Origin of the sequence: Mesorhizobium dulcispinae (assembly GCF_033977345.1) — a bacterium.
Lineage (GTDB): Bacteria > Pseudomonadota > Alphaproteobacteria > Rhizobiales > Rhizobiaceae > Mesorhizobium > Mesorhizobium dulcispinae.
On sequence record NZ_JAVIIY010000034.1, the window covers coordinates 1 to 21587 of the forward strand.

The window sequence follows — 21587 nt, forward strand, 5'->3', positions numbered from 1 at the left end:
CCATGCTGGAAGACATCGCCATCCTCACCGGTGGCCAGGTCATCTCGGAAGACCTCGGCATCAAGCTCGAGAACGTCGGCCTCAACATGCTCGGCCGCGCCAAGAAGGTGTCGATCTCCAAGGAGAACACCACCATCGTCGACGGCGCCGGCAAGAAGGCCGAGATCCAGGGCCGCGATACCCCGAAATTTACGTCGAATGGGAAGGCGCACGAGGTCGAGCCGCTCAATCGAGCGTGCAACTCGGCGCGGGTATTGTCCGGCAACGGCGTTCCCGCCGCTACACGGATGGCGACGAGCCTGTCAGCCGAATTGCGCAGGCTCAAGCGGAAGCCGTGGATGCCGAAGTGGGCGAGAATCGCCTTGATGTGGCTGATGAGCCGCGTCTGATCACCGGCCAAGGTCTGTCGCTCGCGGTTCGGCCGCCGCGCGTTCTCATCTTCGAGCGTCGGATCACGGCTTGGTCGCGCCAGCGCTGCATCAGCTTCAAAAATGATTGCGCGTCAGCATCAATCTTCTTCAGCGGCTGGCGCTTGAATCCCGGAACAAGCGCTGCAACCAGCCAATTAGCCTTGCTCATTCCGATGACGGCGACCGATCGTGCTATCCTGTTCGAGAGCGGTAGGTGACCGGCTTGCGTCAAAAACTGCGGCATGGGTCGCCCTTCTGAATAGTTGGTTCGAACAGCGCCGAAAGATGCCACACCCTCGCACCGCTCGTCACACAGCATCTAATTCTTGAGACGCGATTCCGGACCAAGCGTGCGTGCATGTCCCGTTCATCAAATGCCGCCAACTTCAAGCCATCTTTGAAAACCACGGCATGACACTAGGGAGTGATGTGTGAGAGCTGACATTTCAGATGCCGGAGGCTGAACAGGGAAGCGGTCTCGCGGCGCTGCGTCTTTCGAGGGCGAACACCTTGCACCGTATTCGGCTGAACAATCGACGAAGTCGGGAAGCTTTTCTTCGGTTCGCTGGCACTTATGTTCGTCACCTGGAACACGCAGCCGCTCGCACGGATCGACAATCGTCGCCACTGCTGATCGAGAACTTGGGATTTGCTGCGTCCTAAGCCGAAAGTCCTCCTGTGGTGGGCTGACAAACCTTGAACTGACTTCGGCCGATGCCACGCCTGGTATTCACATATATGTCTTTTCTTAATCGGCATATTTTTTGCGTCTCCAGAACCGTCATTCGCAAAACGGAGCCGTCTATGTCCGCACCAAAGACCTCTTATCGGAAAGCGACCGGCATACACATTTCTTCAGAGGCGAGAGCTGCGGAAAGCAGGAGTAAGGTGCCGTTGCCTCTCAGTCCCGCGGCGATTCTCTATGAGACGTGGCCTGACACCCTCGACTGTCAATGAGGGGTTCTTCCGCATATTTGGTGCAGCAGGCGGGATTCACGGATGGTGCGAATAAGGCCATAAGGTCGGAATCGCAGTCGACGCCGGTGATTCGCCCGTGCTCCATGCCTTCCGCTCGCTAATTTCCCCCGAGCTTTCGATTGTCCAGATCCTTCCCCAGACCGACAGGGTGGTGCTCGTGGCCCGGCCGAAGACGGAGGCGTCGAAGTGCCCGTGTTGCGGTTGCCAGACGCGCCGCGTCCACAGCCATTACATGCGACGGTTGGCCGATCTGCCGTGGCAGGGACGGGTCGTCGAGATTCGGCTTCACGCCAGGCGCTTCCGTTGCGCCGATCGGCAATGCCGCCAGCGGATCTTCGCCGAGCGGTTGCCGGAAACGGTGCGGCCGAAAGCGCGACGCACATCGCGCCTCGGCGAAAGCCAACTGGCGATCGGCTTTGCGGTCGGCGGCAAGCCCGGCTCGCGCCTGTCGCATAAACTGGCCATGCCGGTCAGCGGCGACACACTGCTGCGGATGATCCGCGCCGCCGGGTTCGAGCCGGAGGCCCCGCGTGTAGTCGGCATCGACGACTGGGCCTGGCGCAAGGGGCAGCGTTACGGGACGATCGTCTGCGATCTTGAGCGCAACCGCGTGCTCGATCTGTTGCCGGATCGAAATGCCGATACGGTCGCCTCTTGGCTGCGACGCTATCCGGGTATCGAGGTGGTCGCGCGCGACCGTGCCGGCCTTTATGCCGAGGGTGCCCGTCGCGGTGCTCCCGATGCAACGCAGGTCGCCGACCGTTGGCATCTTCTGCAGAACCTGGGCGACGCGTTGCGTCTGGCCATCGGGCGCCATCGCAAAGCGGTCACAGCCGCCGGAAAAGCCATGATCGCGGAGATTGCCGAAAACGACGACGACGCCGGGCTGGAACCATCGGTAGAGACTTCAACCAAACTTGATGGTCTGCGCCGCTCGCGGCGCAACCAGCGCCGTGAGCGTTACGCTGAAATCCTTCAATTGCGCACCTCCGGCATGTGGCCGCGTCAGATCGCGCCGCGGATCGGCGTCAGCGTGAGAACCGTCGAACGTTGGCTTGCAGCGGGCGGGGAGCCCGAGCACCGGCGACGGACGGTGCGCTCCGTCCTGATGGATCCTTTCCAGGAGTATCTCGAAACGCGCTGGCAGGAAGGCCAGCACAACGGGTTGCAATTGTGGACCGAAATCAAGCGCCTCGGTTTTGCAGGCAGCCACAAGACCGTCTACAGGTGGACCGCTGCCCGCAAGGAGCGGCCACCGAGCTCTCCCCCAGAAGCGCGGTGGCCGCCGCCATCGCGCCGGAAGTGTGCATGGCTGCTGAGCGAAAACCCGGCGTCGCTCGATGAGCCGGCCGGGCGGTTCTTGCACCATCTCTACGAAACCGCGCCGGAGCTTTCGATCGCGGGCGACCTCGCCCGACGCTTTGCACTGATCCGCGGCGACGATGATGCCGGCCTCGATCAAGGCTCAAGGATGCCACGGACAGCGACCTGGCTTCGCTTGCCGCCGGCATCGGCCGTGACATCGAGGCTGTCCGGGCGGCGATAACCCAGCCCTGGAGCACCAGCCCCGTCGAGGGACAGATCAACCGTCTCAAGACGATAAAGCGCCAGATGTATGGGCGCTCAGGATATTCCCTGCTGAAAAACAGGCTGCTGGCAGCCGCCCTCAATCCCGAATGGACACCCGAACAGACGCTCGCTGTCTTCGAGTTCCTCAACGATCTCGCCGACAGCATCTGGTCGCACTATTGCGTCAAACTCCAGGAACTTATCCAGGAGCAGCAACGAACACCGACCGATCACAGCGATATCGAAAACGCCCCGTCCTCGTTCTGAGGCACACATCCTCGACACTCGGCAGCCTGCAAAGGCCGCCTTTTTTCCCTCCACAAGCACGAAACTCTTGTCGTCGTTTAGCCGCGCTTTTGAAACGCCATCAACATGGCGCATTGTCGGCGACACTCGTTGCCGAAATCCCCGCAGAAGTTCACAAAGCGACTATAGCCGTAACCTTCGGGATGCGCCTCTCGATACTCCTCCAGAGGATGAGCAAAGTGACGCCGGGCTTCTCGACCGCAAGATCGGCCCAGTTTTCGGCCCCGTGCGTCACCGTGTCCCCTGCTTGACGCCGTTGCGGCTGAAAAGCTTGTTCTCAAGCGCATCGTCGGTCAGTTCGCCCGGCAAGGGCCAGGTCAATCCAACTGCTGCCGCACGCTGCAGGTTATCCTGCACCGTGCTGCGCGCCATCCCCAAAATGACTGCTATCTCGCGGGAGCTCGTCCCACTTCCGGCAAGCCGAAGCATTTGTCTTCTCTTCGCCGGCATCAAAATCTCCCCGTTTACCGCGGGGCACTTGATGCCAAATTTGCTGACCCAGGAGGTAAGCTTCAGTGCCGAAAACTGGCCGGTCTTTGATCGGAATGCTGGCCGGCTTCGCGTCGGAACCCGCATTTACCGGCTGACACGAAAGTTAACATCTCGTCAGCAAGTTGCCGCCCTGCAGACCGCCAACCCTGTAAGCAATATGCTGGCAAGGCGCTCCGATGGGTCGGCCAAATGAAGAAGACCTCGCCCGAATTCGTTGATGCCGGGCGCCCTGAAGGCTATCCGCGGCCAGCCTGACCGGATCGATCGAAGGTTGCGAGAAGGGGCATTTGCGTCGCTAGGGCGTCACTGTCAATGACAGCGATAGGCTCAGACATGGTGGCGCCGGCAGCCCAGCATCTGGTGGAGATGACAATCGTTGAGGGCCACTCTCTTCCCGCGCCAATTGTCGTTTCAGCCATATACCGCAACTTCGGCCTTCCATTCGCATAGGCCTTCGAACAAAAAGAAACGTGGCCCCATTCCGCAAACCCAGGCATGCAGCAGCCATCTGGCTGATTTGCCGCACATCAACACCATAATCGGGGTAGCAGCCCGGGCAGACGGCGTTCCGATGACATTCCTGAGACAGGCTCGATCTGTTCCGCTCAATCTGTTGGAAACCGTGTCCGGATGGGTATGCCAGTCGCCTAGGTAGGTGTCGAGCCTACCTGATCGATGATAGTGCTTAGCGATTTCGACCTGTTGCCAGTCCTGATCTGGGAGAAAGCTGCAGCGTGTGCGCTTCGCGTTGGGGCCGGCCGGGATCATTCTCGTGACCACGGCCACGCGGGTTTCGGCCCAGTAGCCCATGAAGGTTCCCCCCGTTTCCCTGTCATACCATTGGTCGGCCTCAGACTTCATGACGTCGACCACGGAGCGAGGAAGCCAGACTACGTGAGGCATCCGCACTCCGGACTGGGCCGCAATTCATCCACCTTCCAAGCTGGCGGTATCCGCTTCAAACCATTGTGCAAGGTGAGGGTATGGACCAGTGACACCTCGAAGTCCTGCGGGCCAGAAAGAACGCCGACAGCCATCCGAACGGCTTCGAGCGTTAGTTCCTGGAGATTGAACGATGCACCTGTGAAGGTGGCTTCGGAGCAGCCGGGCGGCTGGATCAGCCCCTGAGGGTCGCCGATGCCGGGAGGTCTATCAATTGTGCCGGCGGCGTAGGCAATCTCTTTGCAGACCGGGCAGCCGGATTCCGGGTGATGGTATGCGACAACCCCTCCCTTCAGCGTCGTCGAGGCATAAACGCAGATCATTGGAACATGGCGCGCTCGGCAGCAATCGGCCAGGAAAAAGGAAACTCCGGTCGAGGCAGCAGCATCGATCACCAGATCGGCTTCGTCCATCAAGCCGGCAAGCAGCTGGTGGTCTCCTACTCCATCCGCCCAAGCGCTGCCGATCCTGTGAAATATCGGTTGCACGGTGGTCCAGGGGTATTCAAGCTCGATATGTTCCTTGATGAACTCTGTTTTTTGCCTGCCCCAAGCTGAAGCACCTGCAGCCCAGCGGATGGAGTTCCCCGGCTCTACATAGTCACAATCCAACACGATCAATTTTCGACTGCCGTTCTTTGCCAACTCGGCAGCCAGCAGCGAGCCCAGAGCTCCGAGTCCCACGATGGCTATCGTCTTGTCACGCAGGGCTCCGACAGAGGGTACCCGGCTGCCAATGTCCCCGATCCCGGCCCTGTAGGTAGGGACAACGAATCCAACCTCTTTGGTCTTCTGCGCACCGTTCCTGGTGATGCGAAGAATGTTCTTGCTGTAGTGCAAAACGAAAACCCACGCGTCACCGTATGTCTGGAATTGCAATTCCGATCTCTTGAGCGTGGCGGAGATCCGAATATCGCCACCAGAGGTTTTCGCATAGCGCGAGCCGTGACCGAGACGCTTTAGCAGGCTCGGCAGCTCCTGGTGCAGCGGCATGGGAAGATGATCGTCCCGCTTCCATGGAAACACCGCCGTATCCCGTCTTCGCCCAAGGGTGATTGGGAGAGGAAACCTGCGCTCGGCGAGCAGATCTCCGGTATCGCTCCACACCTTCGAGACGGCGGCCTGGATCGCTGGACGATCTTTCCCCCAGTCCACCACGAATTCGATCTCAACTTTACCCTGGTCGAACCCCGAAAGATCCCAGGAACTGTCGACCAGCACATAGTTGCCGCTGCTGCGATCGGCGGTTTCATTCCACCAGACCTCCGCCGGCTCACCCTGCGAGTCCTCATCCTTCGAAGCGTCGAGCGCCTTGGCCAGATTGGAATAAAGGATGTCTGCCAAAGTCATCCTGCTCTGCCACAAGCCGCTGTCCCGGCCGAGCAGACATAGACTGCCGTCTGGGGCGCAGTGACGCGATGGGTATTGCTCCGGATCGCACCGGAGCATCACATGGGGGCGGAGCCGCGGGAACGAGTCGGGATATATTGCCTCGAGATCGATCAGGCGCCCGTCCGGCAGAGGCCATCGGAACTCAACGTGGAGGACACCGTCCGCCAACGCTATTTCATCGACGAGAAGTGTGCTCCCGGCGAAATAGGAAAGATGATCCAATTCGGCCCGCATACGATTGCGATTGACTGGGTTTTCTTCCCATTTCGGTACTTCCGTGGATTTCAGATCGGCATAGGGAATCATGCGGCGCCAACCGGCCTCGGCGGAACGTGCGGAGGGTCTTTCGGCCCAGGAATGTGTCCGGGCCGCCCCGGCGCGTGATCCGGAGGATTTGGCAGATGGTCTGGAGGACCGGACGGATGATCGGGCCGGCCAGGGTTTTCAGGCTTTCCAGCCATGGAAGTCTTCCTTTCGCTGTTTGGTTTTCACTCATGCGAACGAACGTCGCATCCTCATCCGGCCGACCGAGGTTCGAAGAAGCCGTCGTCGCGCGAACAGTAGAAGGATGGTAGATTCGTGAGGGAGATTTGCTCCAGATTACGTCGGCTGCTGCAACGTGGGTTTCAGAAGGCCCTGCGGTTTGAAATCGTCGAGCTCGGTCGCGGTCTGCAGACAAACATTAGCATGAATCGGCCTGTAGAGACGGCGAGCTACGCTATGAAGGGCAGCCGCAAAAAGCGGGAGGCGCTCCTCGCCAAAGCCTGTCCGACAGGGTCAAGACTGCGTGCATGGCTCCAGGAGGTGATGTCTGAAGAGGTGTCGTAACTGGGCAGCAGCTATCATCGGCGCTTTCCGGCAGGGTCAGGTTCTGGGCACCGATCTTTCCGGCGGCAACACCGATGACGGACGCCCTCAATCGGGCGCCCCTCCCGAAAAGCCTTTACCTTGCCATCAATCTGCTCAGAGCCGAGAGACTTGGCTCTCGCAGATGCCGCTCATGCCCATCGCCTTGACCAGATCGTCGACCGAGCGCGTCGACATGCATGACATAGCTCTCTGGATCACCGGCGTCAGGGCCTTCTCGGCCATGCGACGCCGCTCGATAAAGTTCGGCAAACAGGAAGCCTTCAGCAACGTCAGGACGCGCAGTTGGATCGTGCCGGCTCCCATAAGTCTCTGGTCCCGGTCCCGATAGCGTCGGGCAGTCCATATTGGCTCGTCTCGCCACAGGCAGCGCCGCTCGCGGCGACATGATTAGCCTGCGCGCGCTCATGGAGAAGACATCTGATGCCGATCTCCTGTGCGAGATGATTGGCTTCGCCCGCCGAGCGGCTGATGGAGACGGAGTAGACGAATCCGCTAACCGGCGCCTCGGTGCATAAGTTCGGCGGGTTGGGCTATGTCGGCTTCGCCGAAGAGGTGGCTAAGCAGGAGGCGGAGCTCGGCTTCACCTTCGACTACATCATCGTGTGCGTTGTGACCGGGTCGACGCAGGCCGGCATGATCGTTGGCTTTGCCGCGCAAAACCGTGCCGAGCGGGTGATCGGCATCGACGCCTCCGGGACACTCGAGCAGACCCGCGCGCAGGTCCGCCGCATCGTCGACAACACCGCCGATCTTATCGGGCTTCGCCGCGCTGTCCGCGAGGACGAAATCGTGATCTATCCCGACTGCGCCTATCCGGCCTATGGCGTTCCGTCAGACGCCACGAATGAGGCGATCCGGCTGGCGGCACGCACGGAGGCGATGATCACCGATCCGGTCTACGAGGGAAAGTCGATGCAGGGCCTGATCGATCTAACCAGGAAGGGCTTGTTTCCCGAGGGTGCAAGAATTCTCTACGCGCATCTCGGCGGCGCCGGCCATCAACGGCTACAGCTACTATTACAAGGAAGGGTGAGACTTCCAGAACCTTCCCGCCAGCAATTCCCGCGCGGCATTGTCTGTGGAAGCCTAAATGACCGAATTTTCAGCACCAGTGTCTCAAGACCGTCGAACGTCGACTGCTCTGGCAGTCGCACTGGATGATCTCCACGCCAACCACGATCGCCCCAAGGTTCGCGGCATTGAGACCGGTCACCATGCAAGCTCTGGATTATGACGGCGCCATGTTTTTCGGCTCTGAGGCCTGGGGATCGTGGCAGTGAAAGCCGCAAGCGCCCCGATGGTTCACGCGATCCTGTACCTGACGGGTAACCAGAGCGGGAAAAGATGGGGAACTTCTGCGGCTATGGCAGTGTGCAAAGTTATGCGAGCCGACCAATATATCGACGACGCGATCTGGAAGGCTTGGACCTCGGGTGAAAGGCTTTACCGGAGTGGAAAGGCCGTGTCGCTTGGGCCGCGGGTGCGCTTTTAACGCTCACGACCTTTCTGCGTGCACGCAATGACTGCAATCCGCTATCCAACTGCGATGGCAAAGGATCCGAAGGGCCAACGTGCAGCTACATGATCAATCTTTCCACTGCGGCGGCTTAGTGGCCGTTGATTAGGTCTGTCACCCTTCGTTTGCGGTGCATCTCGGCCCATGCCCACCGTTCGCGTATTTCCGCGAGCTTACGCTCGGCTTCTCGAAGTTGCGTCTTTGCTATGGAAAACTGAGCATCAGTCGATGTCAGGCCGGGACCTCCGCCAAACCGTAGGGCGTCCCTGCCCTCCTCGGGGCTCGCGGGCATTACGTCACCCAATTCGCTGACTAGCTCGTTTCGGCGCTTGGTAGCGCAGCTCTCCTGGGACACACGCGCCGCGATCGCCCCGATTTGTGTATGGACTTCCCGAAAAGGGGTGCCTCGCGAGGCCATTCGTTCCGCGGCGACGGTCGTCATGGCCAACCCATCTTCCAGATTTCTCCGCATCGATGTCGCGTTGAAAGATATGAACCTCACGATGAGCGATGTAAGGGTTACGGCCCGCGTGAGAGCTTCTTCCGCAAGTCGCAGGGGTGAGCAGCCATAGTCGCTCGACTCAATGGAGTTGCTGAACGGCGATTTGCAGGTTGCCGTTGCCGCCGACACGTATGCGCCAATCACGGTGCTTGCCGATCCCTTGATGTGTTCGAAAAGATATGGGTTCTTTTTTTGGGGCAGCATGGAAGAGCGTCCGGCAAGGTTACGAGGAACCTCGATCAGAGCGAACTCGCGTGTCGTCCAAACCTGTAGATCCTGGGCCACACGACTGAGCAAGATCGAGACACTTGTAAAGATCGAAAGCCCGTGGAGGTGATGATCCCGGCTTGCAACTGCATCGAGGGAGTTGAACGACGGCAGTTCAAATCCCAGGAGGCTCGCCGTCTGCGAGCAATCTATAGGCATGCTGGTTCCGCCGCCGGCACCGGCTCCCATCGGACACGCCTTGATGTCTTTTAGCAGATGATGAAGCCGCTCGCGCTCGCGCCCGAGAGCGAAGAAGATCCCAAGCAGATAGTGTCCCGGCGACCCTGGCAGAGCAATTTGATATTGGCTGTAAAGCGGAGCCAAAAGGCTCGACGCCTCTTCCGCCCGCTGAAGCAGGGCATCTTGTGCAACTCCTATCTCCAGGGAAACGGAACACGCAGCCTCCCGAAGAGACAGGAGAGAAATGGTGGCGTTCAAGTCGTTACGGGACCGGGCCAGGTGGAGCCAGCCTGCCCTCTCTGGGCCTGCTCTGGCGGCAAGCTCGGCCTCATAAGCCAAATAGAGTCCGCGCGGAGCATCACGCCCATCCAGAGATTGGAACTCCTCGCCCTGGAAATCCAAGATATGCGTGAGCAGGTCTGCCGCTACAGTTCGGTTGACCAAACCCTGGTCAGCGAGCATCACCAGGTGTGCTTCATCCACGGTCGCTTGGAACTGCAGGAGACGACCGTCGCGCGAGATTTCGATGGGTGGAGCGAGCAGCTTCATCGCCACAGGATGCAGGGTCCATCCGCCGTCCGCTGGCTCGCCGACTCGCGTGTTATCCCGATCATCGGGCGTCGCCTCGATTTCAAAGGCAATTGAATCGATCGTCCGCTCAGCCGCCGCGGTAGCGGTTTCGAGTTCATCAGCGACGGCCACCGCATAGGCCACGCGGTCTCTGAAGTCGCCCTTGATGCGTATTTCCTCTCCCTCAGATTTCAGCAGACCCGCTTCGGCCACAGCCGGCTCTTTACTGCGAGAAAAGGCCAAGCGCTTGAGCTTTCCGGACTTGCCAGCAAGTCGAAAACGGATGGCTCCTGCCCTCTTGCTTGATCCTGGCGGAGCAAATTCGGCACCCGCATAGAGCCTGATCACGATGTCAATTACCGAGGTGCCTAAGGCCTGCGACAGCATGACCGGGATCATTCCTCCAGCCAGCCTGGGATTGACCTCGATTACGACAGGGCCAGACTCCGTGATGACGAATTCCACGTGGGCCGGTCCGAAGTCCAAGCCTAAGGCCGACACTGCGCCGGCCGCGAAGGATCCCAGTTCGTCTAGTGACCGCTCCGGAAAGGGAGCCGGGAAGTCGTGACCGATTTCAACGAAGCAGGGAGGCGGTCCCTTATGCTTCGTGACAATTCCGAGGCAATACGGCCTCCCGTTGCGCACAATGATCTCTGCGGAATATTCCTGACCCTCTACGTATTGCTGGATGAGGATCTCGGGACTGCCCAAATCCACTTGATCGAGCAGGACATCCTTCGCATCCTCAAACGCCTGGACGGCCGCAGCGATATTCTCGCAGAGACGTACCCCGCTGCTGCCGCTCCCGCAGACCGGCTTGATGACGACCGGGAAGACAGATTTGGCAAGCGCTTTCTTCACCTCCTTGACTGACGTGACCAGACGAGTTTCAGGCACAGAGACTGATTTTCGCTCCAACTCGGTCACTTGCTTCCATTTGTTCCGGCACCTCGCTATGGCTTCCGGGTTTGCCGATGGGAGCCCGATCGCTCTGGCGGCCTTGGACGCCGATTCCACGAAATAGTCAGACGACGAAAATATCCCCGCCAGTTCGGTCAGTTTGGTGGCGATCTCGATGATTTCCTGCGGATTACGTGTATCAGCTTCGATCACTTGCACATCGCTCTTCTCAAGGAAGGGGTAGCGCTCGCGATTGCGTGTCACGAGATAGGGCTCGAACCCCAGGACCCTGGCCCGCTTCATCAATAGCTCGCCAGTGCCTGTCGTATTGCTCTCAACGAAAAGGAAGCTACCGCCGGTCATCTTACTGCTCCAACGCGCTCAAGACAGCTTCCCGGCTTTTCCGCATCCAACGATACCGGTTCCATGGTGGGCGGGCTGTCGAGGGATGCTCTTCGGTGGCTGGAGCGTCCAGAAGGACACCTTCATAGACACATCCATTTTGCTGAAGCCATTCGTGATCGTAGAGGGCTTCGACGTAGCGATGACCTTCATCAGGACATATGACGACCACGGTTTCGTCTGGATACTGTCGAGCGCGCCAGCGCCCCACAATATAGCTCGCTCCGGACGTCGGACCGGCAAAAATGGCGTGCCGTTCGTGAAGCTCACGCGTTGCGGCAAATGCCAGCGATGCCGACGTGAAATGAACCTCGTCATATAATTCATGCTTCACATTTTTCGGGACGAGACTGTTCCCCAATCCGCGTAGTTTCCGGTCGCCGTCCGGCTGGCCAAAGATGACGCTATTGAAGGTGTCCACCCCAATCAGGCGAGCGCTGGGCGATTCTTGACGAAGGCGCTCTATTGTTCCGCAAGTCGACCCGCCTGATCCGACGGAACCCACCACGGTCACGTCGGCGCCAAGCATCCCTGTGATCTGGTCGGCGAAAGACTTGTAGGCCGCGGGATTGTCCTCAGTTTCGTATTGGCGAGGCCAGAAACAGCTGTGACCCAACTCTCCCATCCTGGCGTGCAGCGCATCGAGACGGCTTGCCTGATATCCGCCCTGTTTCGCCTTTTCGGTTACTATGACCACTTCCGCGCCAAGGGACCTTAACCTGTTCTCGAGAGCCCTATCCATAACCGGGTCGGTGAAAATCTCGAGCCGAAATCCGTGCTCCCGGCAAACTACAGCTAAACCCAGCGCGAAGGTGCCACTCGAGGTCTCCAAAACGGTCGTGTTCTGCTTCAACGTCCCCCGATTCAGTGCTTGTTCGATAACGTACTTAGCGGGAAGCAGCTTCATAAATGCAAACTGCGCAAGATAAAGATTCGTACTGCACCTGATTACGCGGGGTAGCGCATAGGCAGCAGAATAACCGGAGAACGGAAGGTGTTTGCGTAGGGCACTCATATGGCTAGCTCATGACTAATGCATTGTCAGGTATACTCTTGGCGAATTGTTGAACGGAGTTACCTGGTCGACCACAGACTGCAGCTTCCGCGGGAAGTCGCGTGCCGTTCGATCAAGCAAGATTCCGATTACAGTACCGCTGTGCGCAACTATGACGCCTAGCGCACCGACCTCCTCGGACACTTTCCGCATCGAATTTAGATGCTCTTTGGGAACCCGCTCCTGGTGCAGCAGAGCGCTAGCAGTAGCTATTCTGCCTATCGACGCCGTGTCACCCTGCGGAATTGCTATTCGCGCCTGTTCGAGCAATTCCTGATATTGCGCTCTTTGACGATTTGAGACCTCACCTCGCCGTTGATCATAGTCGACGGTTTCGATCGTCCCCCCTTCATCTATACCAACGATTGCAAGCGGCGGCATCTGCCCAAGGAAGGAGAGAAGGCTACATGCTCGCTGTTGATATGCGACCACGCCAGGGTACATCACTCCGTCGGATGGCTCGATCTCCGCCATCAGCTTCTCGATCAACGATGTCCGAACCCTTCGCTTGAATGAGGAGGCAATTGACCGCGCGGTAGCAACGAGATCTGCAGAAGAACTCGCCAGACCTTTTCCTTCGGGGAGTTCAGATTCCAAAAGAAGGTTTCCTCCTGATACGCCAAGCGCAAGCACGAAGCTCTCGGCCAGTCGTTGTGCTTTGACCTTATATGCCGGATAAACGGTTACACATGACGTCCCTGCAATTGGTGTGAAATGGGCCCGCGCAAAGAGCGCGATGGGCATCGTAACCAGGAAATGGGAGTCACAAGACGCGGAGCCATCCGGCAACTGGCCTTGCAGTAGCTCGCCGAACGTGCCGCAACAACGACCGTCACCGTTGCTCGAATGATTAGCCGGCTTCCCATCCTCGGTACCGGCTTCGGCCTCCTCTTGGCCATCGAACGTCTGTTGACATAGATCCGGCTTCCAAACTTGATCGGCAGCTGCATGTGCAAGGTCTTTCGTTTTGAGGCTTGACCAGCGCTCAGAAGAGCCAAGGGAATAGTTTACTCGTTGGATGGACATCACTGCTCACTTGAAGAATTAACTAATGTGGGCGGAGGCTTGTCTTCCGGTTTGACCGGGATCAAGTCCCAGCGTTTATGGCTGACCGTAGCATTTGGGACGGACGGCACGCATAAAGATTCTGTAAATTTACTTATGAGGTTTGTTGCGCAATTTCTAACCGAGGGCCTCGATTCCGATGCCGCGTGCTGTCGCATTGCCTCACGGATGTTACCGAGCGGCTTCGTTGCCTCACCTAAAATGTTACCCGTGAAGTCGCATTCCGGCATGATGCCCTCGCCATGAAGGAGGGATCATGAAGACGAAGATGACGCATGCCATGCGCATGGAACTCGCCAATGCAGTCCGGGATCGCTATGCGGCCGCAGCGAACAAGGACAAACGCCGGATCTTGGAGAAGTTCATCGCGGTGACAGCGTATCACGAAAAATCCGCAACTGATCGGGTTTGCGGCAAGCGCCTAAAGGCATTGCTGCCCATCCTCATGCCTGCGTTGGAACGCAATAGACATTTGAACTCGAGGAGGAGATACGCCGCAAAAACCTGTCAATGAGCGCCGCCGCGATCGACCGCTTGCTCCAGATGCGGGGGCGCATGGGCCGTACGAAAAAGCCGAGAGTTGTGCCAGAGCCGCGGCGGCGCATCAAAATGCGCACCTTTGCTGACTGGAATGCGCCGCTTCCCGGCAGCATGGAAATGGACCTGGTGGCTCATTGCGGGCAGGTCAACCGCGGCAGTTACGTTCATAGCCTGGTTCTGACCGATATCGCTGGCGGATGGACGGAGGCCGCGCCCATCGTCGTTCGAGAAGGCACCCTCGTGGTTAAACGCTCGAGCGTATCCGCGGGGGCTTACCCTCGCTCTGAGCGCGCTGGATGTGGACAAAGGTAGCGAGTTCGTCAACAACAAGCTGATCGAATATTGCCTGGGTCACGGCATCGAACTCACCCGCTCGCGGCCTACCGCAAGAACGACCAAGCGTGGATAGAGCAGAAAAACGGCACCGTCGCACGGATGCTCTTGGGCTATCGGCGCTTCGAAGGTTTGGCGGCGTCCACGGCCATCACGCGGCTCTACGGAGCATCCAGGCTGTTCGTGAACTTCTTCCAGCCCTCGTTCAAGCTGGCTGCCAGGCAGCGCGACGGGGCGAAGGCAACCAAGCGCTATCATCCACCGCAGACGCCCTGTCATCGTCTCCTGCAAGCGGAAGATGTGCAATGGGCCACCAAGAGCAAGTTGCGCGAGATTGCCGCCAGCCTCGATCCGCTAAAGCATCTGGAGGAGATGGCAAGCCTGTCAAGCGCCTGGCACGTTGGCGAGATCCGTCCGAGATTCTCCACCGAAGCAAAACCGCGAACTTGCGAGGCCTCCAACGGATATCGACGCAAGCCTCCGTTGCGGGTCCGTCCGACACGCCCGAGCCGGCGATCTCACCCGCGCCCGCAGCACCATCAGCGAAGGCAGCGGAGAAAGCCGAAGCCGGTCTACGCCGAAACTGGTCAAGGCCGAATCCAGGCGCTCCGCATGGCATGGCCGATCGCATGGCGCCGATTGGAGGAATTCCCCAACATCCACGCCACGCAACTCTTCGAAGAGTTGTGCATCCAGTTTCCGGGTCGATTTACCCGCAAGCAACATAATGCGTTCGCCCGACGGGTCAGTATCTGGCGCCAGGCAGCTCGCGCGCACGGCGTCGTCATCGGGCCTAAAACGTACCGTCTGCTCAGCGACAGACCGCGTGGCCGACGTCCCGATATCATCAAGGACGATTGGGAGAAGATGGCACAGTGCCTTGAGGAACGCCCGGATCAGACCGCACTCGAACTGCTCGTCGAGTTCCAGGCCCGTTACCCGGGACGATACAGCTTGCGACAGCTTTACACGCTGCAGAAGCGAGTAAGGGCGTGGCGACAACAAGCAGTGCAGCGGCTTATTGGCCAGGCCAGCAGCCTGGCGTCATATGCTACTCTGAACACCTCATGCCGGGCTGGCAGGTAACATTCTCGATGAGACAAACGGTAACAAAATTACGTGAGGCACCACGCCAAGGGATTTGGGACTATGAACCGCTGCCGTAACCGGCGCAAGCGGCTGGAAGAATTGCGGACCGGCGATTGCCGCCCGCTGTCCCATCATCTCAAGACCCAGATCGTTCGCGAGCTTGATCGTCTGGAACGGCGCAACGGATCGCTCTTCGGGCGATAGTCGGTGCCACCCTTCTTGTAGTTTCCGATCAGTTCCTTCTCCTTGGTGTCGACCGTAATGGCCGGTTGCCCGCAGCCTGTGCGGCGATCGCCTTGGCGTTGATGTGCTCGAATTGCGCGTTGCGGTCGGGACGCCTGGAGCCCTCGTCAGCCTTGCGGTTCGACCGCCGACTGTAGCCGAGCCTCGCCAACAGTCTCTTCACACTGCTGGCGCTGATCGTAGGGCCCTTCTGCTGCAAGCCAACTGCCAGCTTGTCGTTGCGGACGCATCGGATCGCCCAGTGTCACCGGATCGAGGATGCGGTTCAGATCCGCATCCCCGTGGGAAAGACACCGCCGGCCCTCACCCTCGCGGGGTACTCGCCCTTTCGACGGCGGTGCCGCCGCAAGGTCTTTGCGCCCGCGACCGATCGTCGACCGCGCCAGCCCCGTGATCCCCGACCCCGTCTCGGGCCGCCCCGGCCTGCCGTCAGCACCTCACCCGCCGCGAACAACAGCCGGCCGCGCTCATCCAGCGTCGAGCCGACCGCTTCCCACCGTTGTCGTATCGCATGCTTGTCGATCATGCCCATCCGCATACCGACGCTGCTCGGTGCGGACCGTCGATGGCCGGGAGATGGCACTGCCGTTCGATGTCGGAAGATTGGCTCGGCCGCTGGGCGATGAACCTGATGCTGATCAACGTGTCGACGCGACGGTTCGGACGGGCAGTGTGCCTCCGGAAGGCGATGTGCCGGCGGGTCATGGTAGCGGCGTGTCGAAATCTGCTGCGTCGCGACGCTTCGTGGCGACGCAGAAGCTCGACGAGGCGCTGTCGAAGTCGATCCGCGCCACGTTCGGCAAGGACAGCCTGATCCAGCGCTGCTGCCAGCGCGCAGCATCATGGATCGGCTGCCCAGGCAGCTTCACGCCCCGACGCGCCGGGTGCTGCGCCAAGCCTGGGAGCTCGACGACGCCGGCAAGGCCGCCGCAGGCTGCTTCGTCCGCCTCCATCATCGCCCCCAGCGCCTCCATTCCGGCCGCAAGGCAGAGCCTCTCGAAGCTCTCCTGAACTCGGCGAACAATTCTTCCAAAGCGCCGCTCGCCGCAGCCGGCGGCAATGTGATATTCCTTTTCATGGCGTTGCTCTCCTCAGTGGAATCGACACCGAGCCTACAGGCTCGAGGCGAGCGACCCCGCCCCTTCAATTTTCCGGTTCGCTGGAGCTCCGAATTGGTGTGATGGACCACCTAATTGAGTCAGTAGCATGTTGAAGTATATCATCGGTTCCAGCAAGGCTGGGCGACGTAGCGATAACGTGCCCGAGCATGTCTTTGTAATCGCCCTTTCTTGCGATCAGCGTCTTCGGCTTAACGTACAATTTGACCTCGACAACACCAGTTATTGTGGCCGCCAGATCCTCCCCATCGATCCCATCGAGGACGCCGTCACGATCAGGATTTAGATACCGGGCAGCCGCAGTGTGCGAACGCCTTCTGAGCAAATTGCACTCGTCGCCGATGACCAGCTTCACGTGTTCAGCGATGGGATCAATACCATATGCTAAGTTGGATCAGCTGAGGATCAGGCGCGCCGCCGAGACGAGGGTTAACTTCGATCACGATTGGCCCCCTCTTCGTCCAGAGCAGATCGATGTTAGTTGGACCCCAGCCAAGGCCGAGAGCTTGCAAGCAGTCCAGGGAAATATCTCTGATACGTTTATATTGGTCTTTGGCGAGAAGGGCTGGGACGATGCTCTCATAAGAGAAAAAATGTGGTAGGGGCCCAAGCTTTCCGGCGCTTACCCCAATAAGCTCGTTTCCTATTAAATGCGCGCACAAGAATGGACCGTTTACGAATTCTTCCACCAAGATTCCCGGGGAGGAGGGCCATATATGCTCCTCGCGTAGTAGATAGGTTGTATGTTCGGTTAGTTCATCGGCTGTGCGGCACAATCGGACACCAGAGCTGCATTGGCCCACAGTTGGCTTCAGAACGACTGGCAAACCAATTTCCGCAGAATATTTCTGCACATCCGCTGCATTGGCCGCCAGACGAAAACTAGGGACTGGAACAGCGGCATTCTTGAGGAACTGACGTTGCACGAATTTGTCGCAGCAGCATTTAACCGACGTCGGGTTTGGGCCCGGCAGATTGAAATGCTGGCAAAGCTTGCCAACCATTGCATAGACCCACTCGCTCGGTTTCCAGAAACCAGTAATGCCCGCAATGTGATACATCGTACTTAGCTGGCAACTCTCCCGGACAGTGCATTGAAGTTGTCGGTATCAACACGGACTGCTTTGATGCTTTCCGCCGCAAGGTAGCTAGTAGACCGGATCGTGCTGCAGTCGCCGAGAATGAACGCGGGCGGACATCCCAAATCTCAGGCCCTCCCCGCGGCTCGTCGATGATTCTTGCTAAAGATGCCTGCCGCTCTGGCAGAGTTCGGATTACGAATTCGGTAAACTACTTGGGGTCGCAACCAATTACCTTCGTCACACCTCGGGTCATCGTAATCGGACGTGGGATCATAAATCATGCCGATCTTCTGCATGACCCTTTGGCTTGGTGCGTTTGCCTTGGCTGTAAAGGCAGCGACCTCAGACAGATCCAGTGACCAGGCATATTTGAGCCATGCCCGCGCTCCTTCCGACGCAAGGCCTTTGCCCCAATGCTCCTTTGCGAGAAACCATCCGATTTCGACGCGCAGCTCGCTTGTGATAGCCGCCTGCGTTGGTTCGGAAAGCACGCCGAGCCCAATCATACCCACAAGCTGGCCGCCGCTCTTTAACTCTGCCGGCTGGAAATGAAAACCATTGCTACGGGCACGCTCGATCGCTAGATCGACCTCGACAATCGCTTCATCGATCGTCAGCTCGTTTGCAAGGTAACGTCTGACGTGAGGGTCGGCATAGATCCTTCCCATCGGGCTGCGGTCTCTGTCCTCCCAAGGGCGTAATATTAGGCGTTCTGTCGTGAGCATCATCGATCAAACATCCACGTTAACCCGAGGCGAGCTCTCCTTCCCCAAAAAAATCAGAATTTCGGCAGCTGTTGCAGGTTATTCTCGTTGTTGCCGGTGCTATTTTAGACGATCTGCGGAAAATGTAGGTTATGATTTGTTACGTTTATATGATATTATGCGACCGTTTCTATGGATAGGCGCGAGCATGCGCAGTTGTGTAATTTATCCCCTAAGTGCTCTGATGGCCGTCGTCGACGTCTTCAGCTTGCGGGTGCTGGCACATCGGGTCTCAATCGCGATGGAGGCGGCGTTTTGCATCGAAGCGCTCGAGGAGGCCGTGGCCAGACATGGCCGACCCGAGATCTTCAATACGGACCAGAGCAGCCAGTTCACCAGCCTCGAGTTACAGGCGTGCTGACGGCGGCGAGCGTGTCCATCAGCATGGATGGCAAAGTTGCCTTGCGCGACAACGTCTTCGTCGAGCGGCTGTGGCGCACGATCAAATACGAGGAGGTCTATCTGCGCGCCTACAGCCTGTCTGAGGCCCGCGCGTCGATCGCCCGGGATCTCGCCTTCTATAATGGAGGGTGCCCGCATTCGAGCCTTGACGGACCCGCGCCCAACGAGGCTTATTTCGGCGCGCAAGCGATAGCGACGGCCGCCGCGCCGCCGCGCTCAGCTTAACCCGGCAGGATGCCACTTAAATTCCGCGGGGCGCCGTCCAAGCAAGCCAGCTCTGAGATCCCCTTTCGAAATGCCCACACACTGCCCAGCGACACGGATGTCAATCGAGGTGCAGGAAGTTCCGCGTGGTACATTTCAGGCCAAGACGTAAAATGCAGCTCGCGCTCCAAATGCCAATGCATAGATTGACGGCGAGGCGCTGGTTCGGGCTTTGCTGGCGCACCAGCGTGGCGAGCCACCGGTGTGTGCGATGGTCCGGGCGCCGACACCGGAAGAAGAGGACCGGCGCCGTCTCCCGCGTGAGCGCAGGGCATTGACGAACGAATGGGTCAGTCACGTCAGTCGCGTCAAGGGCCTGCTGTTCAGCCAAGGCGTGTCCGGCTACGAGCCGCTGCGCCGCGATCGGCGTAAGCAACTGGAGGAACTTAAGACCGGCGACGGGCGACCATTGCCCGCCCATTTGAAGGCGCAAATCGGCCGCGAACTCGATCGGCTGGAACTTGTTCTGGAACAGATCAAGACCGCCGAAGACGCGCGCTGCCATGTTTGTTGCCGCTGAGGCCGTTTCGCCAGCGCCGGCGCTGCTGCTCAACCTGAAAGGCATCGGGGCGGAGTTTGCTGCTGTTTTGTGGTCGGAAGGGCTTTCCCGCCATTTTTACAACCGACGACAGCTGGCCGCCTATGCGGGCCTTGCACAGACCCTAGCAGAGCGGGTCAATCGATCACGACCAGGGGGTCTCGAAATCCGGCAATCCTAGGTTACGAGCGACGCTGATACAACTCGCCTGGCTATGGTTGCGCCATCAATCGCACTCGGAGCTCACCTTGTGGTTCCAAGATCGGGTCAGGCGCCAGTGGCGGGCGGCTCAAGAAAACGACGATTGTTGCGCTTGCCCGTAAGCTGCTCGTCGCACTGTGGAAATACGTCAATGCGGTTGTCGTCATCAAAGGGGTAATGATGAAGGCAGCCTGAACGAGCGGCTGCTGAACGTAAGACCCCTGACGATCCAGGTGGACGAACCGAGGTGTGGCTTGGCTTGAAATGCCGCTTCGCGAGAATGGTCCCGTCCTTCTGAGCCTTGTCCGCCGCAAGCGGGACGTTGGTGCAGCTGTTCCTAACAACGACCGTATACAAGTTGGATTTGGCTCGGCAACGGGCCGCGTTATGCATTGGGCTCCAACCCTGGACGCTGCAACAGCGGAGAAAAAAATGACGATCTGAAGACCGTCCGCATTGACCCTCCTCATATAAGCCACACCCGCCATGACCGACGATACGTTGCTGCCGTTCTCATTTCCAGCCATTGACGTATGAAGATCACAGCTGTGTTTGGCGAGAAAGGATGCAATCGGCGAATTTTGGCCATGCGGCTCAAGCAGCTCGATCTTGGTGTTGGCGATCGTCACGAACGCGACAGCGACGCCATGCTCCGGCAATGCCTGAGGCGTCGAAACTCGGGCTCTCGCGATAGCGGGCGGCAGCCTTCTCAAGAACAGGCACGGCAAGTGCGACGTGGTTCACCCAAGTAAGAATCTCATTTATTACGAACTCTCCCTTCGACCAGGTCGAGAACTGACGTGCGGTCATAGAGCACATTCGTTCCTGGTCCAAAAACGGCAGTCGCGTCGCGATCCAGAAGGTATCTTGGCACGGGCTGGAAGCCTCTGGCCGCTGCGATGATATCAATGGCACCTCTCGTCCTAGCGAAGGCCAGACGGATGCGCGAGACGGTTTCGGTGACGCGGGCGCCGAGCTTGAGGAGCCTGAGCCGCAAAGTGGCTAACTCGGCTTTGGCGAGCTGATGGGATTTCGGCACCGCGTCGCGCAGGGTGAGCATCAGCCAGTAGGCGGCGGTGTGCAGGACGAGGCGGACCTGATGGCGATCGGCGAGCGGCAGGAGGTGCGGTCGGAGGCGAGCTGGCTCTTGTGCATCTTGATCAGGTTTTCGGCTTGGCCGCGGGCGCAGTAGATCACGTCATAGAGGTGCTCGGCCGAGCCTTTGTCGAGATTGGTGACGACGAAGCGGATGTCGAGGCCCATCGCGGTTGCCTCGATGCGAGCGCAGACGCGACGCTCAAGCTTCCAGGACTTCGCCTTGTAGTGGGTCTGGGCATAGCCGCGCAGCACCGACTTGCGCTCGAGCGCGCGGCGCGTGCGGATGTCGTCGGCGCTCTCGTCGACGAGCCGCTGCAGAACCTTGTTGCCGGGTAGGCCGAAGAGGTAGTCGATGCCGTTGTTCTCGCACCAAGCCATGACTTGCGCCCGGCCATAGTGGCCATCGCCGCGGATCAGGATACGGGTGGTTCACCAGCGGGCGCGGATGCGGCGCACGAGGCGGCGCAGATAGCCGCGGATCTCCTCGCCCGTCGGGGTCTT

At 59.1% G+C, this 21587-nt stretch carries 13 protein-coding genes and 12 pseudogenes; 11 read left to right on the forward strand and 14 right to left on the reverse strand.

The window, feature by feature from the left end:
• The 4 genes and pseudogenes from groEL to RFN30_RS32485 form a co-directional block, all read left to right on the forward strand.
• Window positions 1–176, forward strand: a pseudogene (gene groEL / locus RFN30_RS31390) (chaperonin GroEL); the annotation flags it as partial.
• 170 nt (window positions 177–346) lie between these two features.
• Window positions 347–628: a hypothetical protein gene (locus RFN30_RS31395; RefSeq protein WP_320265858.1), complete on the forward strand. Its 282-nt coding sequence runs from the start codon at window positions 347–349 to the stop codon at window positions 626–628.
• A gap of 917 nt (window positions 629–1545) precedes the next feature.
• The gene (locus RFN30_RS31400; protein ID WP_430699098.1) at window positions 1546–2934 is read left to right on the forward strand and encodes an ISL3 family transposase; all 1389 of its coding nucleotides are present in this window, start codon (window positions 1546–1548) and stop codon (window positions 2932–2934) included.
• Window positions 2877–3053 (forward strand): annotated as a pseudogene (locus RFN30_RS32485) (ISL3-like element ISAzs13 family transposase); the annotation flags it as partial. The gene RFN30_RS31400 and the pseudogene RFN30_RS32485, both read left to right, overlap by 58 nt.
• 441 nt (window positions 3054–3494) lie before the next feature.
• Here the strand turns inward: RFN30_RS32485 and RFN30_RS31410 are convergent.
• The 4 genes and pseudogenes from RFN30_RS31410 to RFN30_RS31425 all read right to left on the reverse strand — a co-directional run.
• Window positions 3495–3713: a sigma factor-like helix-turn-helix DNA-binding protein gene (locus tag RFN30_RS31410; RefSeq protein WP_320265861.1), complete on the reverse strand. Its 219-nt coding sequence runs from the start codon at window positions 3711–3713 to the stop codon at window positions 3495–3497.
• Window positions 3714–4166: 453 nt separating this feature from the next.
• The gene (locus RFN30_RS31415; protein WP_320265862.1) at window positions 4167–4658 is read right to left on the reverse strand and encodes a Mov34/MPN/PAD-1 family protein; all 492 of its coding nucleotides are present in this window, start codon (window positions 4656–4658) and stop codon (window positions 4167–4169) included.
• A complete protein-coding gene (locus RFN30_RS31420; RefSeq protein WP_320265863.1) occupies window positions 4646–6394 on the reverse strand; it encodes a ThiF family adenylyltransferase in 1749 nt (582 codons plus the stop codon). The genes RFN30_RS31415 and RFN30_RS31420 overlap by 13 nt, the downstream gene beginning before the upstream one ends.
• Window positions 6395–6999: 605 nt before the next feature.
• Window positions 7000–7285: pseudogene (locus RFN30_RS31425) on the reverse strand (transposase); the annotation flags it as partial.
• Window positions 7286–7456: 171 nt separating this feature from the next.
• On the opposite strand from RFN30_RS31425, the pseudogene RFN30_RS31430 reads away from it, so the two are divergent.
• Window positions 7457–7991 (forward strand): annotated as a pseudogene (locus tag RFN30_RS31430) (pyridoxal-phosphate dependent enzyme); the annotation flags it as partial.
• Between the two features lie 574 nt (window positions 7992–8565).
• On the opposite strand, the gene RFN30_RS31435 reads toward RFN30_RS31430, so the two are convergent.
• From RFN30_RS31435 to RFN30_RS31445, 3 genes are all read right to left on the reverse strand, one after another.
• A complete protein-coding gene (locus RFN30_RS31435) occupies window positions 8566–11256 on the reverse strand; it encodes a lyase family protein (protein ID WP_320265864.1) in 2691 nt (896 codons plus the stop codon).
• 1 nt (window position 11257) lies between these two features.
• Window positions 11258–12202 carry a cysteine synthase family protein gene (locus RFN30_RS31440; RefSeq protein ID WP_320265865.1) on the reverse strand — a complete coding sequence of 315 codons (945 nt, stop codon included), beginning with the start codon at window positions 12200–12202 and terminating at the stop codon, window positions 11258–11260.
• Window positions 12203–12325: 123 nt separating this feature from the next.
• Window positions 12326–13375: a GHMP family kinase ATP-binding protein gene (locus RFN30_RS31445; RefSeq protein WP_320265866.1), complete on the reverse strand. Its 1050-nt coding sequence runs from the start codon at window positions 13373–13375 to the stop codon at window positions 12326–12328.
• A 295-nt stretch (window positions 13376–13670) separates the two neighbouring features.
• Here RFN30_RS31445 and RFN30_RS31450 point away from each other — a divergent pair, with 295 nt between their 5' ends.
• The 3 genes and pseudogenes from RFN30_RS31450 to RFN30_RS31460 all read left to right on the forward strand — a co-directional run.
• Window positions 13671–13928, forward strand: coding sequence for a hypothetical protein (locus tag RFN30_RS31450; protein WP_320265867.1), 258 nt, complete (start codon window positions 13671–13673; stop codon window positions 13926–13928).
• 461 nt (window positions 13929–14389) lie between these two features.
• Complete coding sequence (locus tag RFN30_RS31455) at window positions 14390–15373, forward strand: hypothetical protein (protein ID WP_320265868.1); 984 nt, start codon at window positions 14390–14392, stop codon at window positions 15371–15373.
• A gap of 47 nt (window positions 15374–15420) precedes the next feature.
• Window positions 15421–15550: pseudogene (locus RFN30_RS31460) on the forward strand (IS110 family transposase); the annotation flags it as partial.
• Here RFN30_RS31460 and RFN30_RS32490 read toward each other — a convergent pair.
• Window positions 15508–15782: pseudogene (locus RFN30_RS32490) on the reverse strand (ISAzo13-like element transposase-related protein). The pseudogenes RFN30_RS31460 and RFN30_RS32490 sit on opposite strands and share 43 nt — an antisense overlap.
• Window positions 15783–16162: 380 nt before the next feature.
• Between RFN30_RS32490 and RFN30_RS31465 the strand changes: the two are divergent.
• Window positions 16163–16545 (forward strand): annotated as a pseudogene (locus RFN30_RS31465) (IS256 family transposase); the annotation flags it as partial.
• Here the strand turns inward: RFN30_RS31465 and RFN30_RS31470 are convergent.
• The 4 genes and pseudogenes from RFN30_RS31470 to RFN30_RS31485 all read right to left on the reverse strand — a co-directional run.
• Window positions 16546–16697, reverse strand: a pseudogene (locus RFN30_RS31470) (IS256 family transposase); the annotation flags it as partial. It lies immediately after the preceding pseudogene.
• Window positions 16698–16762: 65 nt separating this feature from the next.
• Complete coding sequence (locus RFN30_RS31475) at window positions 16763–17092, reverse strand: hypothetical protein (protein WP_320265869.1); 330 nt, start codon at window positions 17090–17092, stop codon at window positions 16763–16765.
• Between the two features lie 16 nt (window positions 17093–17108).
• Window positions 17109–17798 (reverse strand): ATP-grasp domain-containing protein, encoded by a 690-nt coding sequence (locus RFN30_RS31480; protein ID WP_320265870.1) that lies wholly within the window; start codon window positions 17796–17798, stop codon window positions 17109–17111.
• A 146-nt stretch (window positions 17799–17944) separates the two neighbouring features.
• Window positions 17945–18547 carry a GNAT family N-acetyltransferase gene (locus tag RFN30_RS31485; protein ID WP_320265871.1) on the reverse strand — a complete coding sequence of 201 codons (603 nt, stop codon included), beginning with the start codon at window positions 18545–18547 and terminating at the stop codon, window positions 17945–17947.
• A gap of 217 nt (window positions 18548–18764) precedes the next feature.
• Here RFN30_RS31485 and RFN30_RS31490 point away from each other — a divergent pair.
• A pseudogene (locus RFN30_RS31490) lies at window positions 18765–19210 on the forward strand (transposase); the annotation flags it as partial.
• Between the two features lie 184 nt (window positions 19211–19394).
• Window positions 19395–20183: pseudogene (locus tag RFN30_RS31495) on the forward strand (IS110 family RNA-guided transposase); the annotation flags it as partial.
• A gap of 353 nt (window positions 20184–20536) precedes the next feature.
• On the opposite strand, the pseudogene RFN30_RS31500 reads toward RFN30_RS31495, so the two are convergent.
• Both RFN30_RS31500 and RFN30_RS31505 read right to left on the reverse strand, forming a co-directional pair.
• Window positions 20537–20744 (reverse strand): annotated as a pseudogene (locus RFN30_RS31500) (VOC family protein); the annotation flags it as partial.
• A 127-nt stretch (window positions 20745–20871) separates the two neighbouring features.
• Window positions 20872–21587 (reverse strand): annotated as a pseudogene (locus RFN30_RS31505) (IS1380 family transposase); the annotation flags it as partial.

Excerpts from the sequence above, each read along its gene's own strand:
- RFN30_RS31410 (WP_320265861.1), bottom strand. The coding sequence starts at position 3,713 with ATGCCGGCGAAGAGAAGACAAATGCTTCGGCTTGCCGGAAGTGGGACG.
- RFN30_RS31415 (WP_320265862.1), bottom strand. The coding sequence starts at position 4,658 with ATGCCTCACGTAGTCTGGCTTCCTCGCTCCGTGGTCGACGTCATGAAG.
- RFN30_RS31420 (WP_320265863.1), bottom strand. The coding sequence starts at position 6,394 with ATGATTCCCTATGCCGATCTGAAATCCACGGAAGTACCGAAATGGGAA.
- RFN30_RS31435 (WP_320265864.1), bottom strand. The coding sequence starts at position 11,256 with ATGACCGGCGGTAGCTTCCTTTTCGTTGAGAGCAATACGACAGGCACT.
- RFN30_RS31440 (WP_320265865.1), bottom strand. The coding sequence starts at position 12,202 with ATGAAGCTGCTTCCCGCTAAGTACGTTATCGAACAAGCACTGAATCGG.
- RFN30_RS31445 (WP_320265866.1), bottom strand. The coding sequence starts at position 13,375 with ATGTCCATCCAACGAGTAAACTATTCCCTTGGCTCTTCTGAGCGCTGG.
- RFN30_RS31450 (WP_320265867.1), top strand. The coding sequence starts at position 13,671 with ATGAAGACGAAGATGACGCATGCCATGCGCATGGAACTCGCCAATGCA.
- RFN30_RS31455 (WP_320265868.1), top strand. The coding sequence starts at position 14,390 with ATGCTCTTGGGCTATCGGCGCTTCGAAGGTTTGGCGGCGTCCACGGCC.
- RFN30_RS31480 (WP_320265870.1), bottom strand. The coding sequence starts at position 17,798 with ATGTATCACATTGCGGGCATTACTGGTTTCTGGAAACCGAGCGAGTGG.
- RFN30_RS31485 (WP_320265871.1), bottom strand. The coding sequence starts at position 18,547 with ATGATGCTCACGACAGAACGCCTAATATTACGCCCTTGGGAGGACAGA.